This window comes from Arthrobacter sp. K5, assembly GCF_040448525.1.
GTDB classification, from domain to species: Bacteria; Actinomycetota; Actinomycetes; order Actinomycetales; family Micrococcaceae; genus Arthrobacter; species Arthrobacter globiformis.
The window spans coordinates 1,277,862-1,293,463 of sequence record NZ_CP159279.1 but is presented as its reverse complement, the minus strand read 5'-3'; the positions used below and the strand labels follow the sequence as shown (position 1 = coordinate 1,293,463).

Genomic DNA, 15,602 nt, shown 5'->3' with positions numbered 1-15,602 from the left:
GCTACGCCGCGAGCACCTTGTTCAGTGCCGTCCGGATCCGCTTCTCGGACACCGAATAGGCCGTTCCGAGCTCGACGGCGAACAGGCTCACCCTGAGTTCCTCGATCATCCAGCGGACCTGCGTCAGCTCGGCACCTGCCCGGCGGCCGGGCAGCAAAGCCGACACGGCGTCGTCGTAATCATCCTCGAGCCGCTGGACCGCCGCCATGTTGAGTGCATCGCGCTGCACGTTGCCGGGCAGCTTCTCGAGGCGTTTTTCAATGGCAGCGAGATAGCGGGGGAGCTGGCTCAGCTGGGCGTAGCCCGTCCGGGCCACAAAGCCGGGGAAAACCAGCTGTTCAAGCTGGCTGCGGACATCGTTAAGCGCGCTGATGAGAGCCAGGCTCGTGGTGCCCCTGAGCTGCTTTTCGATCCGACGGGTGCTGGCGAGGATGCGCTCCACGATGGCCGTGACGCTGAAGACGGTGTCGATCAGCTCCGCCCGGACATGCTCGTACAGGGCATCAAACGCTGCCTGGTCCCACGGGAGCTCAGCCGGAGTGAGCTTGTCTACCGCCGCCAGGACGCAGTCGGCGATCAGGGCCGAGACTGACCCGTGCGGGTTCTGGCTGAACGTCAGCTTCTCCGTGTTGTTCAGGTGTTCGAGGACATAGCGGTCCGGTGCGGGCACGCGAAGGGCGAGGAGCCGGATGACACCGCCCCGCATGGATTCCTGCTGCTCCGACGATGTCTGGAAGATGCGCAGGCCAACGGATTTCCCTTCGTCCACCAAAGCGGGAAAACCGGTGACGGTGTGACCCTTGACGGTGACGCTGGCTTGGCGCTGGATGGTGCCGAACCGCCACTCGGTCAGGCCGGACTGTTCCGTGAACCCGGACTGTGCCTGCGGCCGGCCCTCCTGAGCGGCAGCCTGCTGCTGGCTCTTCTTCGGCGACCGTGGACCGGCAGTGGCGGGGGTGGCGCCCAGCGACTCCGCGATGGCCCGGCGGGTGGCCGGCGCGAGCCGCTCCTGCAGGGCTTCCAGGTCCTTGCCTTCGTCCAGGACCTTGCCCCGGCTGTCCACCACCTTGAAGCTCACCCGCAGGTGCGGCGGAACCGCTTCCCAGTTCCACGACCCGGGCGGGACGATCTGGCCCTTGAGCCGGCGGAGGACAAGCTCGAGCGAGCTCTCCAGCTCGTCCTCGGCCGGGTCGAAGTCCGCTTCCAGCGCTGCCACGGCCTGCCGGGCGACGTCCGGTGCCGGAACGAAGCTCTTGCGGACCTGCTTCGGCAGCGACTTGATCAGTGCAGTGACGAGTTCCACGCGCTGACCGGGGATCAGCCAGCGGAAGGGTGCGTCTTCGAGCTGGTTCAGGAAGAGCACCGGAACTTCCGCCGTGACGCCGTCGGACGGGTTGGGTGTCGAGCCGGGTGCCACGGGATGGAATTCGTAGCTCAGGGGCAGTTCGAAGCCCTTGTGCAGCCACGTCTTCGGGTAGGCGGACTCGTCCAGGGCGTCGGCGTCCTCGCTCAGAAGCAGTGCCTCACTGAAGTCCAGCAGTGCCGGATCCTGCTGCCGGGCGTCCTTCCACCACTTGTCGAAGTGCCGTTCGGAGACGACGTCCTTGCCGACGCGCGCGTCATAGAACTCGAAGAGCGTCTCGTCGTCCACCAGCAGGTCCCGGCGTCGCATCCGTGCCTCGAGTTCCTCCACTTCCTGCAGCAGGGCCCGGTTGCGGTGGAAGAACTTGTGGTGTGTCTTCCATTCGCCCTGGACCAGTGCATGCCTGATGAACAGCTCGCGGGCCAGGACGGGATCGACCTTGCCGAAGTTGATCCGGCGCTGCGCGATGATGGGTACGCCGTACAGTGTGACCTTTTCATAAGCCATCACCGCGCCCATCTTGGTGGACCAGTGGGGCTCGCTGTAGCTGCGCTTGATCAGGTGCGGAGCCACCTGCTCGGCCCACGACGGCTCGAACTTGGAGGCCACCCGCGCCCAGAGCCGGCTGGTCTCCACGAGTTCTGCGGCCATGACAAACGTGGGCGACTTCTTGAACAGCGCCGAGCCCGGGAAGATGGCGAATCGTGTTCCCCGGGCGCCCGCGTATTCCCGCTTGCGTTCATCGAGGATGCCGATGTGGCTCAGCAGGCCGGAGAGCAGGCTGATGTGGATGCCCTCGTGGTTGCCGACGGCGTCGGCCTGACGCTTGTTGTCCAGGCTGATGCCCAGCGGCCGGGCCAGCTGCCGTAGCTGCGTGAAGAGGTCCTGCCACTCGCGGACGCGCAGGTAGTTGATGAACTCGTTGCGGCACAGGCGCCGGAACTGGGTGGAGGACAGCTCCTGCTGCTTCTCGTGGATGTAGTTCCAGAGGTTCAGGTAGCCGGTGAAGTCGGAATTCTCGTCGCGGAAGCGGGCGTGCTTCTCCGCCGCCAGCTGCTGCTTGTCCGTTGGACGCTCGCGGGGGTCCTGAATGGTGAGGGCAGCCGCCAGGATCATGACTTCGCGGACGCAGCCGCGCTTGCCGGCCTCCACGATCATGCGGCCGAGCCGCGGGTCCACGGGGAGCTGGGCAAGTTTCTGTCCGACGGCGGTCAGACCGCCGCCGTTGCGGCCGGCATTCCTGCCGCTTTCGGCGTTGGCCGCCTGGGCGGAGCCCGTGGCTCCCTGCGGCGCAGGCAGGGCGCCGAGCTCCCTAAGGAGGGTCACGCCGTCGTTGATGGCCCGCGAGTCCGGCGGCTCCACGAACGGGAAGTTTTCAATGTCCTTGGGCCCCCGCGCGACTCCCATGGCGGTCATCTGCAGGATGACCGCAGCCAGGTTGGTGCGCAGGATTTCCGGATCGGTGTAGAGCGGCCGGGACTCGAAGTCCTCCTCGGAATACAGCCGGATGGCGATGCCGTCCGACACGCGGCCACAGCGCCCGGATCGCTGGTTGGCAGACGCCTGGGATACCCGCTCGATGGGCAGCCGCTGCACCTTGGTGCGGTGCGAATAGCGCGAGATGCGGGCGGTGCCGGTGTCGATGACGTACTTGATGCCCGGCACGGTGAGGGAGGTCTCGGCCACGTTGGTGGCCAGCACGATCCGCCGCTTGCCGCCCGGGTTGAAGACCCGGTGCTGTTCCTGAAGGCTCAGCCGCGCGAACAGCGGCAGGACCTCGGTGCCGGCCAGCCGCCGGTTGGCCTGGATCCTGGCCTGCAGGGCGTCTGCGGCGTCGCGGATCTCCCGCTCGCCGGAGAAGAAGATGAGGATGTCGCCCGGCGCTTCAAGGGCGAGCTCGTCGACCGCGTCGCACACCGCGTCCAGCGGGTCGCGGTCTTCTTCGAGTTCGTCGTCTGAGGAGTTGTCCTCGTCATCGCCGGTGGACGGGCCGCCGGCCGGCTGGGAGAGCGGCCGGTAGCGGATCTCCACCGGGAAGGTCCGTCCGGACACCTCAACGATAGGTGCCGGTTCCTCGTCCGAGCCGAAGTGCTTTGCAAAGCGTTCGGGGTCAATGGTGGCGGAGGTGATGATCACCTTCAGCTCCGGCCGCTGCGGCAGGATCCGCTTGAGGTAGCCGAGGATGAAGTCGATGTTCAGGCTGCGTTCGTGGGCCTCATCGATGATGATCGCGTTGTACTTGCGGAGCAGCTTGTCGCGCTGGATTTCGGCCAGCAGGATGCCGTCCGTCATCAGTTTCACCTTGGTGGACTTGCTCACCTCACCGGTGAAGCGGACCTGGAATCCCACTTCCTGCCCGATGTCGACGCCGAGCTCGGAGGCAATGCGCTCGGCCACCGTGCGGGCTGCGAGGCGCCGCGGTTGGGTGTGGCCGATCAGTCCGTTCTCACCCAGGCCAAGTTCCAGGCACATCTTCGGGATCTGGGTGGTCTTTCCGGAGCCGGTCTCGCCGGCAATGATCGTCACCTGGTTGGCGGCAATCGCGGCCATCAGGTCCTCGCGGCGCTCGGAGACCGGCAGCTCGGCGGGGTAGGAGATGTGAAAAGTCATGGCTCCCACAAGTCTACTGCCGCGTAAAAGGACCCGGCGTTCGCCGGGTCCTTGGGTGGATGGACGGTTTGCTAGAAGATGCGCATGGTGTAGTTGCTGCTCGGCAGATCCAGCGCGGACCAGTCCCGGACCGAGTGCTCGGGAGGGGTGTGGCCGCGGCCATCCCGCAGGATGGCGCCGACCGTAGCGGCAGCTGCAACGAGGACCAGAACAAGGAGGGCGATTCCGAAGATTTCCATGTCTCCATGGTTCTCCTGGGGAACCTCCGAAAGAAGTGGCAGAAATGCCTAAAAAGTACAAATTTCTGCCATACTGGAAACATGCTCAAAACAGTGGCAGTCATCGTGGTTCCCAACTTCTCGATCTTTGAGTTCGGTACCGCTTTTGAGGTGTTTGGCATCGACCGTTCGGACCGGGGAACAGGCGTGCCGCAGTTCGACTTCCGCGTGTGCACTCCGGTGCCAGGAGACGTTCCGCTGAAGTCGGGCCTCACCATGAATGTGGGCCTCGGCCTCGAAGCCGCCGCCGATGCCGACCTGGTGATCATGGCGCCCTATGGCAGGGACGTAGACGTTCCGGAGTCCGTCCTCGATGCCCTCCGGGCGGCGCACAACCGCGGCGCGTGGGTGATGTCGATCTGCTCCGGCGCGTTTGCGCTGGCGCGGGCCGGGCTCCTGGATGGACTTCGGTGCACCACGCACTGGCACTACTCGGGAGAGCTCGCCGCCCAGTACCCCAAGGTCCTGGTGGACGAGAACGTCCTTTATGTCGAGGACAGCAGGATCATCACCAGCGCCGGGACAGCGGCGGGCATTGACGCCTGCCTGCATCTGGTGAGGACCGAATTCGGGGCTGCCGTGGCGGCCGCCATCGCCAGGGATATGGTGGTCCCGCCGCACCGCGACGGCGGCCAGGCCCAGTTCATCGACCGGCCCATGCCCGAGTGCGGCTCCCAGCCCATGGAGGAGCTCCTCCGGTGGATGGTGGAGAACCTGGACGAGGAACACCCCGTCCACGAGCTGGCCGCCCGGGTGCACATGTCCCCGCGCACCTTTGCCCGACGGTTCCGTGCTGAAACAGGGGCCACCCCGGCCGCGTGGCTCAACTCACAGCGCGTCCTGCGCGCCCAGGAGCTTCTGGAATCCACGGAGCTGAATATCGACGAGGTGGCGCGGCAGTCAGGGTTCGGCCACCCCGTGCTGCTCCGGCACCACTTCGCCAAGGTGCTGGACACGAGTCCGCAGTCCTACCGCCGGGCCTTCCGCGGCCAGATGGTCCCGGCTGGGTAGCTAGCGCCGGAAGCCGGCTTCGCCGCTGCCGGGCCGCGATTCTTCAGCGGCAGTCCGGGTGGACTCCACGAGCACGCGCCAGGGGCCGGTAACCGCCGTTTCCGGCAGGGTGGCGCGGCGTTGGCCGGCGCGGATGGAGTACATGAAGCGGTCCGGCTGCCCGTTCGGCGCCTGCCGGGGGTCGTCGACGGCGTCCCATGGGCACGCTTCGACGAGGGGCTGCCAGCGGCTCTTTTCACTGGTCGTGACGGCCTGTACCGTCCAGACGCGGGTGAGTGCGGCTATCCCGCCGCTGCGCTCGACTGTGATTTTCATGGCGCCGTTCCCGGGGTTCCGCGACTGCCGGGAAGCGGAAGGCCACAGTCCCGGCGTCGGTTAGAGCTTTACCTTCACAGTCTCCCACGCCCCGCGCACTGCGTCATGCTCTGCGGACTCCTCGCCGAACAGTTCCTTCGCCGTTGCCGCGGTTGCTTTGGCGAAGGCTGTAAAGGTGGTGGCGGGGCTCAGCGAGCCGCCCGTCAGGGTCTCGTACCAGATCTGGCCCGGCGCATCCCAGGCGTTGCCGCCCAGAGTCTGGGCGACGAGGCAGAACGCCCGGTTCGGTATGCCGGAGTTGATGTGCACTCCGCCGTTGTCCGACCGTGTGCGGACGTAGGAGTCCATGGAGTCCGGCTGCGGGTCCTTGCCGAGGACCTCGTCGTCGTAGGCCGTTCCCGGCGCCTTCATGGAGCGCAGGGCGGACCCTTCAACCTGCGGCGTGAACAGGCCCTCGCCGATCAGCCAGGACGCTTCGGCGGTGGTCTGCTTCCGGAAATACTGCTCCACGAGTGCGCCGAAAACGTCGGAGACGGACTCGTTGATGGCCCCCGCCTGGTTGCGGTAGGCGAGTCCGGCCGAAAACTGCGTCACCCCGTGGGCCAGTTCATGGCCGATCACGCTGAGCGACCTCGTGAAGCGCTCGAAGACCTCCCCGTCGCCGTCGCCAAACACCATCTGCTGGCCATCCCAAAACGCGTTGTCATACATCCTGCCGAAGTGGACGGTGGCCTTCAGCGGCATTCCCAACCCGTCGATCGAGTTCCGTCCGAAGGTGTCCGCGTAAAGGCTGTGTGTATGTCCCAGTCCGTCATACGCCTCGTCGACGGCGGGATCGCCGGTGGCGGCGTCTCCCTCTTTCCGGACAACCTGCCCGGGCAGCGACTCGCCGGACTTCGCGTCGAAGACGGACCTGTTGACCGGAGAGGGCTCCAGCTGCCTGATGCCGGCAGGAGCCGTTGGTGCCGAGGTCCGTGCAGCGTGCACGGCGCCAACATGGAGCAGGGCTTCCCTGGCGGCGCGGGCAACTGCCGAGAAGCGGGGGGATCCCTGGGCGGCCAGGCGGCGGAGGATGTACGGCGGAACGATTGAACAGACCATGCCACTCACCCTACGAACGGCCTCTGACATTCCGGCTCAGGCGCACGGGAAATACAGGAAACCCCCGTCCGCTTTGAGTAAGCGGCGGGGGTTTCTTCTGTGCCCTCGATAGGATTCGAACCTACGGCCTTCTGCTCCGGAGGCAGACGCTCTATCCCCTGAGCTACGAGGGCATCCAAGGATCCTGCCGTTCCCGGCCGGACGTCCTAGAGCTTAGCAGGAAGGTGGGCCGGAACGGAAAACGAAACCCGTTTTCCTGCCCCATCTCAGTATCCCGCGAACGAATCCACATGGATACGGCGTGCGCCGGCATGCCGCGCGGCGCGCCGCAGCGATCCGACGCTGGCCGGTGAACCCGAGATGAAGACCCTTCGCTGCCCGATGTCCGGCACCAGCCGTTTCAGCGCGTGACCGTCCAGCCGTGCCCCCGGGGCAAGCAGCGCGCAGGCGTCCTCGATGAAGTCCGGCGGCGCCGACCCATCGCCGAGCCGGGCGACGATGCGGGCACCGGAATCCTGCAGTTCCGCCGCATAAGCGAGTTCCGAAGCACTCCGGGCGAGGTAGAGGAGCACGGTGTCGCGCTCGCGGGCCACCCCGCCGGACAGGTGGGCCAGATACGGCGTGATACCGATGCCCGCGGCAATCAGCAGTACAGGATCCGAACCCTTCGGCAGGACGAAATCGCCCGCCACTGTGGTGGCTGTGAGCTCCTCGCCGGGCTTGAGTGAGAGCAGCTTGCGCTTTGCGGCGGAAACGGGGTCAGCCGTACCGACCCCGATCTTCACATGCTTTGCGTCGGGCGGGCTGGTCAGGCTGAAGACGCGGCGCCTGCCCCGACCGTCCGGCTTGGCGTGCGGAAGATCCAGTTCCAGGTACTGGCCGGGCGCGTGGCGGAGCGGGCGCTGGGGGCGGAAGACGAATTCCGTCGTCGTCGGCGTCAGGCTGCGGGAGTGGCTGAACAGCAGCCGGACACTTCCACGCTGGCCTGACAGGAACGCGAGCAGGTTGCCGACGAGCAGTGCCAGCTCCGGGGAGTTTGCCATGAAGCCGAAGTTGAAGGGCGTGGCCAGCAGAACCCCGACGACGGCGGCCATCGCCAGCTGCTGCCAGCGCCTGGGCGGCAGGGTGAGCGGCTCAGTAAGCATGAACCCGGCAAAAAACAGGACGGGGCCCTGCGCCAAGGTTTGCCACACGGCACTTCCGAGGTCGACGCCGGAGGGTACCTGCACCGCGGCCACGACGGCGGTGGCCACCAGGATGAAGACTGCGGCCATGGGCGTTTTCCGGGTGCGGTGGAGCACCAGCAGGACGCCCGGAACCAGGAGCCAAAGCATGGCAGGTGTGCCGGCCCACCACGTGGCGATGTTGAGACCGGTCAGCCCGGTGATGAAGGCCCCGGTGGCCGCGGGGTTGAAAACGTGGCGCCCACGCCAGGCGAGGGCGTACTTGGAGGCTGAGGCCAGGACGCAGGCCAGGGCCACTCCGGCCAGGTCCATCGGCGCAAACGCCGGGCCGAGCTGCGTGGGCCAGAACAGGAAGTAGAGCAGCAGGCCCGTAATCAGCGAGGATTCCGAATGTGGCTGAACGCGGAACAGCGCGGCCAGGCCGCGGTTGGAAATGTACGTCAGTCCCAGGCAGAGGGCCAGGTGGGCGAGCAGGTTCGGGATGCCGAACGTCAGCCAGCCGAGGGCGTCGAGGAGGAGGCTGTGGGCCGCCAGCACGGCAAGGACCAGCAGCGCCAGCCGGTACATCGTGAAGCGGCCCAGGTACGCATCCAGGGCGGTGCCGGGTGAGGCCTGCTGCCGGGAGGTGGTTGAACTCATGTGAACAGGGCTCCTTCGAATTCCGCGGAGTACTCCGCGCTGCCGTTGGAAAATACCTTGAGCCAGGAAAAAGAAAAATAGCGTTCCAGGTCCTCGGCCGGAACCAGGAACAGGGCGGTGGCGAGGGCGTCTGCCTCCATGGCTGTGCGCGCCCGGGCCCAGGTGGCCACGACCGTCCTGACCGGCGCCCCGGTGGTGCCGTCCAGGACGTGATGGAGGCCGTCTCCCCAGGCTCGCCGGTTCGACGCCGAAGCACAGAGGGCGCGGGATCCCAGGGGCACGGTCCCTATCGCCTTGCCGGGGTCGTACGGGTGCTCCAGGGCCACCTGCACCGGCTCCTGCCCGCCGTGCAGCAGGTCGCCGCTGGCGTCGATGAAGAAGTCCGTAACCCCGTGGCCCCTGAGCTGTTCGGCCAAGAGGTCCACGAGCTGCCCCTTGCCGGCCGCGCCTATGTCCAGCACCACGGGGGCGGTGGTGCGCAGTGAGGTTCCGCGCCATTCCAGCACGGTGTCCCAGGCCGGGGGTGGTGCGGCTTCCCCGCGGGGCTGCAGTGAATAGTGCGGATCGTAGCCCAGCCGCTCAAGGCTTTCGCCGATGAGGGGCGTCATGGCCCCGCCGCTGAGCGTATAGAGCTGCCGGTAGAGGGCGGCCAGGCCCGTGGCTTCGGGCGGCAGTTCGTACTGCCCGGGCGCCACGGAGATCCGGGTTACCAGCGAGTCTTCGCGGAACCTGGACCACGTGGAGTCGTAGCGCTCCACTTCGGCCAGAACTGAGCTGCGCTGTCCCGGGGACAACGGGACAGGGGTGGAGATTTCCCAGCTGGTTCCGATGCCGTCAAACCGGAAGTCCTGCCAGCCCGCATGCGGCATGGCGGCCGCCTACAGGGCCTGCGCCTTGATCGCTTCGACCGCCTGGTTGAAGCCGCCGCTGGTCAGGGAGGAGCCCGCTACTTTGGAGACCTTGATCTCATCCAGGCTCTTGCCCACCACCTGGTCAGCAATGCCGCCGGCGAACTGGCCCTGGAACTTCCGGGTGTTGGGGTTGGACGGGTGCTCGGTGATCTCCACCGCGGACACCGTGCCGTTGGCCAGCGTCAGCTGGACGCCCACGGTTTCGGTGCCGTTGGGGGACTTGTAGTTGCCGTCCGCGCTGTAGGTCCCGTCCTTGTAGCCGGCAGCGGAACCCGATGCTGTTCCCGACGCCGAAGCGGATGCCGCCGCCGAGGGCTCGGTCTCCTGCGCGGCAGGCTGCTGGGTGGACGGCGCGCAGCCGGCCACCGTTCCGGCGAGGGACAGGCCGGCCATGCCGGCGAAAACAGTTTTGCGGATTGAAGTCTTCACGGGGTCTCTTTTCGTGGTGCGGGCACGCCAGGGACAGCGTTGAGTTCAGTGTTCATGTTCAGCGTTGATGCTTCAATAATTTCGGTGGTGACTAAAGGCTAAAGGCAATTCCTGTGAATTTCCCTACTATTTGCTGTGACACCGGGGGAGTGTGTCAGGCCCATCGGATTCCGCGCGGCGACGGGCTCCCCGGTAGTCTAGGAGTGTGACTCCCGAAGAACTCTCCCTCGCAATATCCGCCTGCCTGAAAGACGCCGTTGCCGCCGGCGACATCGCCCTTGCCGAGGCGGCTATACCGGACTCCGTCCTGGTTGAGCGTCCGAAGAACCGGGAGCACGGCGACTGGGCCACCAACATCGCCCTGCAGCTGGCCAAGAAGGCCGGAACGAACCCGCGCGAATTCGCCACGCTGCTCAGCGCCCGGCTCAAGGACATCAACGGCGTGGATGGTGTGGAAATCGCCGGTCCCGGCTTCCTGAACATCACAGTTGACGCTGCCGCCGCCGGAGCGCTGGCCAAGGTCATCGTTGAAGCAGGCAGGGAATACGGCACCAACGCCGCGCTCGCCGGCCACACCGTGAACATGGAGTTTGTTTCCGCCAACCCCACCGGCCCGCTGCATATCGGCCACACCCGCTGGGCGGCCCTGGGCGACTCGATCGCCAGGGTGCTTCGCGCCTCGGGTGCCGACGTCACCGCCGAGTATTACATCAACGACGCCGGCTCCCAGATGAATGTGTTCGCCAACTCGGTGTTGTCGCGCCTGCACGGCCGCGACGTGCCTGAGGGCGGCTACCCGGGAGAATACATCCGCGATCTCGGCCATGAGGTCCTGACCCGGCACCCGGACATCCGCGAACTGACGGATGCTGCGGCACTGCCCGTTATCCGGGCCGCGGCCTACGAGGCGCAGCTCAAGGACATCAAGGACACCCTGGCGGACTTCGGGGTCTCCTTCGACGTGTTCTTCTCCGAGCAGGAGCTTCACGACGCCGGCGCCATCGAAAGTGCCGTTGCCCGCCTTCGCGAGCAGGGCCACGTTTTCGACGACGGCGGTGCCGTCTGGCTGCGCACCACCGACTTCGGTGATGACAAGGACCGCGTCATGATCCGCGCGAACGGCGAACCGACCTACTTCGCCGCCGACGCCGCTTACTACCTGTCCAAGAAGGACCGCGGCTACACGGAAAAGATCTACCTCCTGGGAGCCGACCACCACGGCTACATCAACCGGCTCAAGGCCATTGCCGCCGCGGCCGGGGACGACCCCGAGGTCAACATCGAGGTCCTGATTGGCCAGCTGGTGTCCGTCAACGGCGCCAAGCTCTCCAAGCGCGCCGGCAACATCATTGAGCTCAAGGACCTGATCTCCTGGCTGGGAACGGACGCGGTCCGCTATTCGCTGGCACGCTTCCCGGCCGATTCCCCGCTCACGCTGGACCCCGAGCTGCTCAAGAAGCACTCCAACGAGAACCCCGTGTTCTACGTGCAGTACGCGCACGCCCGCTCGTGCGGCACCGCCCGCAACGCCGTGGCTGCCGGGGTGGACCGGAGCGCCTTCGACGCCTCCCTGCTGGACCACGCCACGGAGAACGAACTGCTCTCCTACCTGGGCAGCTACCCCTCCATCGTCGCCAAAGCGGCGGAACTCCGCGAGCCGCACCGAGTAGCACGGCACCTCGAGGTCATCGCCGGTGCCTACCACCGCTGGTATGACGCCTGCCGGGTGGCGCCCATGGGCGACGAACCCGTCACGGACACCAACCGCACCAGGCTGTGGCTCAACGACGCCACCAGCCAGGTGCTCGCCAACGGACTCGAACTGCTGGGCGTTTCGGCGCCGGAACGGATGTGATCGGTTTGCAGGAATCCACCAGCCCAGCCTCGCCGCTGGCTCCGGAATGGCTTGCCGTCCCCGCGGACGTCAATGCCCTGCACACCCCGGTATGGGCCGGCGGAGTGGAGCGGAACGCCGGCGGCGAGCTTGCCGTTGACGGGATCCCGGTCAGCGCCCTCAAGGAGCAGTTCGGCACGCCGCTTTTCGTCATGAGCGAATCGGACTTCCGTGCCCGCGCCCGTGCCTTCAAGGATGCGTTCGACGACGCCTTCGCCGACATCTGCGGGGGAGTGGACGTCTACTACGCCGGCAAGTCCTTCCTGTGCACCGCCGTCGCGGCGTGGGTAGCCGACGAGGGCCTGCGGCTGGATACGTGTTCCGGCGGTGAACTTGCCGTCGCAGCCCGTGCCGGCATCGACGGTGCCAACCTGTCCCTGCACGGCAACAACAAGTCCGACGCCGAGATCAACCGGGCGCTGGACATGAACCTCGGCCGCATCGTGGTGGACAGCCTGGACGAGCTGGAGCGCGTGGCCAAGATCGCCGCCGGCCGCGGGGAGACCGCCAAGGTCATGCTGCGGCTGACACCCGGTGTGCACGCCCACACCCACGAGTTCATCGCCACCGCCCACGAGGACCAGAAATTCGGCCTCTCCATGGCGGAGGATTCCACTGCCGAGGCGGGCCTGTCCGCTGCCGAGGAAGCCGTCGCCGCGGCAACGTCCTACGCCAGCGTGGAGCTGCTGGGCCTGCACTGCCACATCGGTTCGCAGATCTTTGAGCCGGACGGCTTTGCGCTGGCCGCCGAGAAGCTCCTTTCCTTCCTGGCGGCTGTGCAGGCCAAATATTCCATCACCCTGCCCGAGCTTGACCTCGGCGGCGGCTACGGCATCGCCTACACGCCGGTGGATACGCCCCGCCCGGCCGCCGACATCGCCCAGGCGATGGCCGCCGTTGTGCGTTCCAAGTGCGCCGAACTGGGGATTACAGCACCCCGGATTTCCATCGAGCCGGGCCGTGCCATCGTGGGCAGCAGCACCTTCACGCTGTACGAGGTGGGCACCCTGAAAACTGTCCGGGTGGACGCCCCAGCCGCCGGCTCCGGCGAATCCGCCGAAAAAAACGTTACGCACCCGCGCCGCTATGTGTCAGTGGACGGCGGCATGAGCGACAACGCCCGTCCGGTGCTGTATGACGCGGATTATTCGGCCATTCTCGCGTCGAGGACTTCCGCAGCGGCCCCGCAGCTGTCCCGCGTAGTGGGCAAACATTGCGAGAGCGGCGACATAGTTGTTAGAGATGTATATCTGCCCGAGGACGTGGCAGCCGGTGATCTGCTCGCTGTACCGGGGACCGGCGCCTACTGCTGGGCCCTGTCAAGCAACTACAACTATCTGGCCCGGCCGGGCGTTGTCGCTGTGCGCGACGGATCTCCCCGGCTCATTGTCCGCGGGGAAACCGAAGAAGATCTGCTGAACCGCGACATGGGAGCCTGAATGACCGAATTGCGAACCCTGAAAGTGGCCCTGCTGGGCTGTGGCAACGTCGGGGCTCAGGTGGCGCGGATTCTGATCGACGACGCCGGCACCCTGGCGCCGCGCACCGGCGCCCGCCTGGAACTGGCCGGCATCGCGGTGCGGAACCTCGACGCCGAGCGCGAGGTGGACCTCCCGCGCGAGCTGTTCACCACCGACGCTGAGACGCTGGTCAAGGACGCCGACCTCGTGATCGAGCTGATGGGCGGCATCGAGCCCGCCCGGTCGCTGATCCTGTCAGCCATCCAGAACGGCGCCAGTGTGGTCACGGGCAACAAGGCCCTGCTGGCGGCCGACGGTCCTGCGCTCTACGAAGAGGCGGACAAGGCCGGCGTCGAGCTGTCCTACGAAGCCGCCGTGGCAGGCGCCATCCCCATCCTGCGCCCCATCCGCGACAGCCTGTCCGGTGACCGCATCACCCGTGTGCTGGGCATCGTCAACGGCACCACCAACTTCATCCTGGACCAGATGGACTCCACCGGCGCACAGTTCGCCGACGCACTCGCCGAGGCCCAGCGGCTCGGCTACGCCGAAGCTGACCCTACAGCCGACGTCGAGGGCCACGACGCCGCCGCCAAGGCCGCGATCCTGGCGTCCCTGTCGTTCCACACCCGCTTCGACCTGGAGCACGTCTACTGCGAGGGAATCACCCGCGTCAGCGCCGCCGACATCGCCGCCGCGAAGGAGGCCGGCTTTGTCATCAAGCTGCTGGCCATCGCCGAGAAAATCGGCAACGGTGACGGCAGCGAGGGCGTTTCCGTGCGCGTGCACCCGACGCTGCTGCCCCGCGAACACCCGCTGGCAGCCGTCCGCGGTGCCTTCAACGCTGTCTTCGTCGAGGCGGAGAACGCCGGTGAACTGATGTTCTACGGCCAGGGTGCCGGTGGAACCCCGACGGCGTCAGCCGTGCTGGGCGACCTCGTCTCGGCTGCCCGCCGCATCGTCCTGGGCGGTCCCGGACGCATCGAGTCCACCACCGGCCACGTCCCGGCGCTGCCCATCGACGCCGCGACCACCAGCTACTACATCGGCCTGGACGTTGCGGACCAGCCCGGCGTGCTGGCCAAGATTGCCCAGCTCTTCGCGGAGCACGGCGTCTCCATCGAAATCATGCGCCAGACCATCCACCGCGATGCCGACTCCAACGTGGAATCGGCCGAGCTGCGGATCGTCACCCACCGCGCAAGCGAAGCTGCACTGGCAGCGACCGTCGAAGCCGTGAAGGGCCTTGACGTGATCAATTCCGTTACATCCGTACTTCGGGTAGAAGGAGCTTAAGTGGCTCACCAATGGCGCGGTGTCATCCGCGAATACGCTGACCGTCTGCCCGTAACGGCGGCCACCAGGGTCATCACCCTCGGCGAGGGCGGTACGCCCCTGGTCTATGCCCAGAAGCTCTCCGAGCTGACCGGCTCTGACGTCTACCTCAAGGTCGAGGGCATGAACCCGACCGGTTCCTTCAAGGACCGCGGCATGACCATGGCCATGACCGCGGCCGTGGAGGCCGGGGCCAAGGCCGTTGTGTGCGCCTCCACCGGAAACACGTCCGCCTCCGCTGCCGCGTACGCCACCGCCGCCGGCCTGACCTGCGCCGTGCTGGTGCCCGAAGGCAAGATCTCCATGGGCAAGCTGAGCCAGGCCATCGCGCACGGTGCCACGCTCCTGCAGGTTGACGGCAACTTCGACAATTGCCTGGACATCGCCCGCAAGCTGGGCGAGTCCTACCCTGTCTTCCTGGTCAACTCCGTGAACCCGGCCCGCATCCAGGGCCAGAAGACGGGCGCCTTCGAGATCGTCGACGCCCTGGGCGACGCCCCGGACATCCACGTGCTGCCGGTCGGCAACGCCGGAAACATCACGGCCTACTGGAAGGGCTACAAGGAGTACTCCGCCCCGTTCGAGTCCGAGACCGCCGGAACGCTTGCACCCGTCGCCACCAAGACCCCCGCCATGTGGGGCTTCCAGGCCGCCGGCGCCGCGCCGTTCGTGGCCGGCCACCCCATCACGGAACCGGACACCATCGCCACCGCCATCCGGATCGGCAACCCGGCCTCCTGGGACGGCGCCATCGCCGCCCGTGACGAGTCCGGCGGATTCATCGATTCCGTCACTGACGAGGAAATCCTGGCCGCCCACCGCTGGCTGTCCTCCCGCGAAGGCGTCTTCGTGGAGCCCGGCTCGGCCGCCGGCGTCGCGGGCCTGCTCAAGAAGCACGCCGCAGGCGAGGTGCCGTCCGGCAAGACCATCGCCATCACCGTCACCGGCCACGGCCTCAAGGACCCCCAGTGGGCCCTCAGGACCGAGGACGGCAGCGATGTCCAGCCCGTCAAGGTGCCGAACGACGTCGTGACCGTTGCTGCAGAACTGGGACTGGAAGACAAATAACAGT

General features: G+C 66.7%; 12 protein-coding genes and 1 tRNA gene. 5 read left to right on the top strand and 8 right to left on the bottom strand.

From position 1 onward, the window contains the following. Window position 1: 1 nt before the first annotated feature. Together hrpA and ABRP34_RS05770 are read right to left on the bottom strand one after the other, a co-directional pair. Complete coding sequence (gene hrpA, locus ABRP34_RS05775; RefSeq protein WP_353712550.1) at window positions 2–3,973, bottom strand: ATP-dependent RNA helicase HrpA; 3,972 nt, start codon at window positions 3,971–3,973, stop codon at window positions 2–4. Between the two features lie 71 nt (window positions 3,974–4,044). Continuing rightward, the gene (locus tag ABRP34_RS05770) at window positions 4,045–4,212 is read right to left on the bottom strand and encodes a hypothetical protein (RefSeq protein WP_003804817.1); all 168 of its coding nucleotides are present in this window, start codon (window positions 4,210–4,212) and stop codon (window positions 4,045–4,047) included. Window positions 4,213–4,293: 81 nt separating this feature from the next. Here ABRP34_RS05770 and ABRP34_RS05765 point away from each other — a divergent pair, with 81 nt between their 5' ends. Next, the gene (locus ABRP34_RS05765) at window positions 4,294–5,262 is read left to right on the top strand and encodes a helix-turn-helix domain-containing protein (protein ID WP_353712549.1); all 969 of its coding nucleotides are present in this window, start codon (window positions 4,294–4,296) and stop codon (window positions 5,260–5,262) included. Here ABRP34_RS05765 and ABRP34_RS05760 read toward each other — a convergent pair whose 3' ends face one another. The 6 genes from ABRP34_RS05760 to ABRP34_RS05735 form a co-directional block, all read right to left on the bottom strand. Next, window positions 5,263–5,577 (bottom strand): protealysin inhibitor emfourin, encoded by a 315-nt coding sequence (locus tag ABRP34_RS05760; RefSeq protein ID WP_353712548.1) that lies wholly within the window; start codon window positions 5,575–5,577, stop codon window positions 5,263–5,265. A gap of 60 nt (window positions 5,578–5,637) precedes the next feature. Continuing rightward, entirely contained in the window at window positions 5,638–6,678 is a 1,041-nt protein-coding gene (locus ABRP34_RS05755) for a M4 family metallopeptidase (protein ID WP_353712547.1), read from the bottom strand. A gap of 100 nt (window positions 6,679–6,778) precedes the next feature. After that, window positions 6,779–6,851 (bottom strand) — tRNA-Arg (locus ABRP34_RS05750). Window positions 6,852–6,944: 93 nt separating this feature from the next. Further along, a complete protein-coding gene (locus tag ABRP34_RS05745) occupies window positions 6,945–8,501 on the bottom strand; it encodes an RnfABCDGE type electron transport complex subunit D (protein ID WP_353712546.1) in 1,557 nt (518 codons plus the stop codon). After that, entirely contained in the window at window positions 8,498–9,370 is an 873-nt protein-coding gene (locus ABRP34_RS05740; protein ID WP_353712545.1) for an FAD:protein FMN transferase, read from the bottom strand. The genes ABRP34_RS05745 and ABRP34_RS05740 overlap by 4 nt, the downstream gene beginning before the upstream one ends. Before the next feature lie 9 nt (window positions 9,371–9,379). Next, window positions 9,380–9,841 (bottom strand): FMN-binding protein, encoded by a 462-nt coding sequence (locus ABRP34_RS05735; RefSeq protein WP_353712544.1) that lies wholly within the window; start codon window positions 9,839–9,841, stop codon window positions 9,380–9,382. A 205-nt stretch (window positions 9,842–10,046) separates the two neighbouring features. Between ABRP34_RS05735 and argS the strand changes: the two genes are divergently transcribed. From argS to thrC, 4 genes are read left to right on the top strand one after another with little or no spacing between them, the layout of a single operon-like run. Further along, a complete protein-coding gene (gene argS / locus ABRP34_RS05730) occupies window positions 10,047–11,696 on the top strand; it encodes an arginine--tRNA ligase (protein WP_353712543.1) in 1,650 nt (549 codons plus the stop codon). Between the two features lie 5 nt (window positions 11,697–11,701). Beyond that, window positions 11,702–13,174, top strand: coding sequence for a diaminopimelate decarboxylase (lysA, locus tag ABRP34_RS05725; RefSeq protein WP_353713312.1), 1,473 nt, complete (start codon window positions 11,702–11,704; stop codon window positions 13,172–13,174). Continuing rightward, on the top strand, window positions 13,175–14,491 hold the full coding sequence (locus ABRP34_RS05720) for a homoserine dehydrogenase (protein ID WP_003804799.1): 1,317 nt from the start codon (window positions 13,175–13,177) through the stop codon (window positions 14,489–14,491). Further along, window positions 14,492–15,598, top strand: a complete 1,107-nt coding sequence (gene thrC / locus ABRP34_RS05715; RefSeq protein WP_003804798.1) for a threonine synthase — start codon at window positions 14,492–14,494, stop codon at window positions 15,596–15,598. Window positions 15,599–15,602 lie beyond the last annotated feature (4 nt).

What these genes read in the sequence shown, in the direction of transcription:
- hrpA (WP_353712550.1), bottom strand. Translation starts at nt 3,973, where the DNA reads ATGACTTTTCACATCTCCTACCCCGCCGAGCTGCCGGTCTCCGAGCGC.
- ABRP34_RS05745 (WP_353712546.1), bottom strand. Translation starts at nt 8,501, where the DNA reads ATGAGTTCAACCACCTCCCGGCAGCAGGCCTCACCCGGCACCGCCCTG.
- ABRP34_RS05770 (WP_003804817.1), bottom strand. Translation starts at nt 4,212, where the DNA reads ATGGAAATCTTCGGAATCGCCCTCCTTGTTCTGGTCCTCGTTGCAGCT.
- ABRP34_RS05755 (WP_353712547.1), bottom strand. Translation starts at nt 6,678, where the DNA reads ATGGTCTGTTCAATCGTTCCGCCGTACATCCTCCGCCGCCTGGCCGCC.
- ABRP34_RS05765 (WP_353712549.1), top strand. Translation starts at nt 4,294, where the DNA reads ATGCTCAAAACAGTGGCAGTCATCGTGGTTCCCAACTTCTCGATCTTT.
- ABRP34_RS05720 (WP_003804799.1), top strand. Translation starts at nt 13,175, where the DNA reads ATGACCGAATTGCGAACCCTGAAAGTGGCCCTGCTGGGCTGTGGCAAC.
- ABRP34_RS05760 (WP_353712548.1), bottom strand. Translation starts at nt 5,577, where the DNA reads ATGAAAATCACAGTCGAGCGCAGCGGCGGGATAGCCGCACTCACCCGC.
- ABRP34_RS05740 (WP_353712545.1), bottom strand. Translation starts at nt 9,370, where the DNA reads ATGCCGCATGCGGGCTGGCAGGACTTCCGGTTTGACGGCATCGGAACC.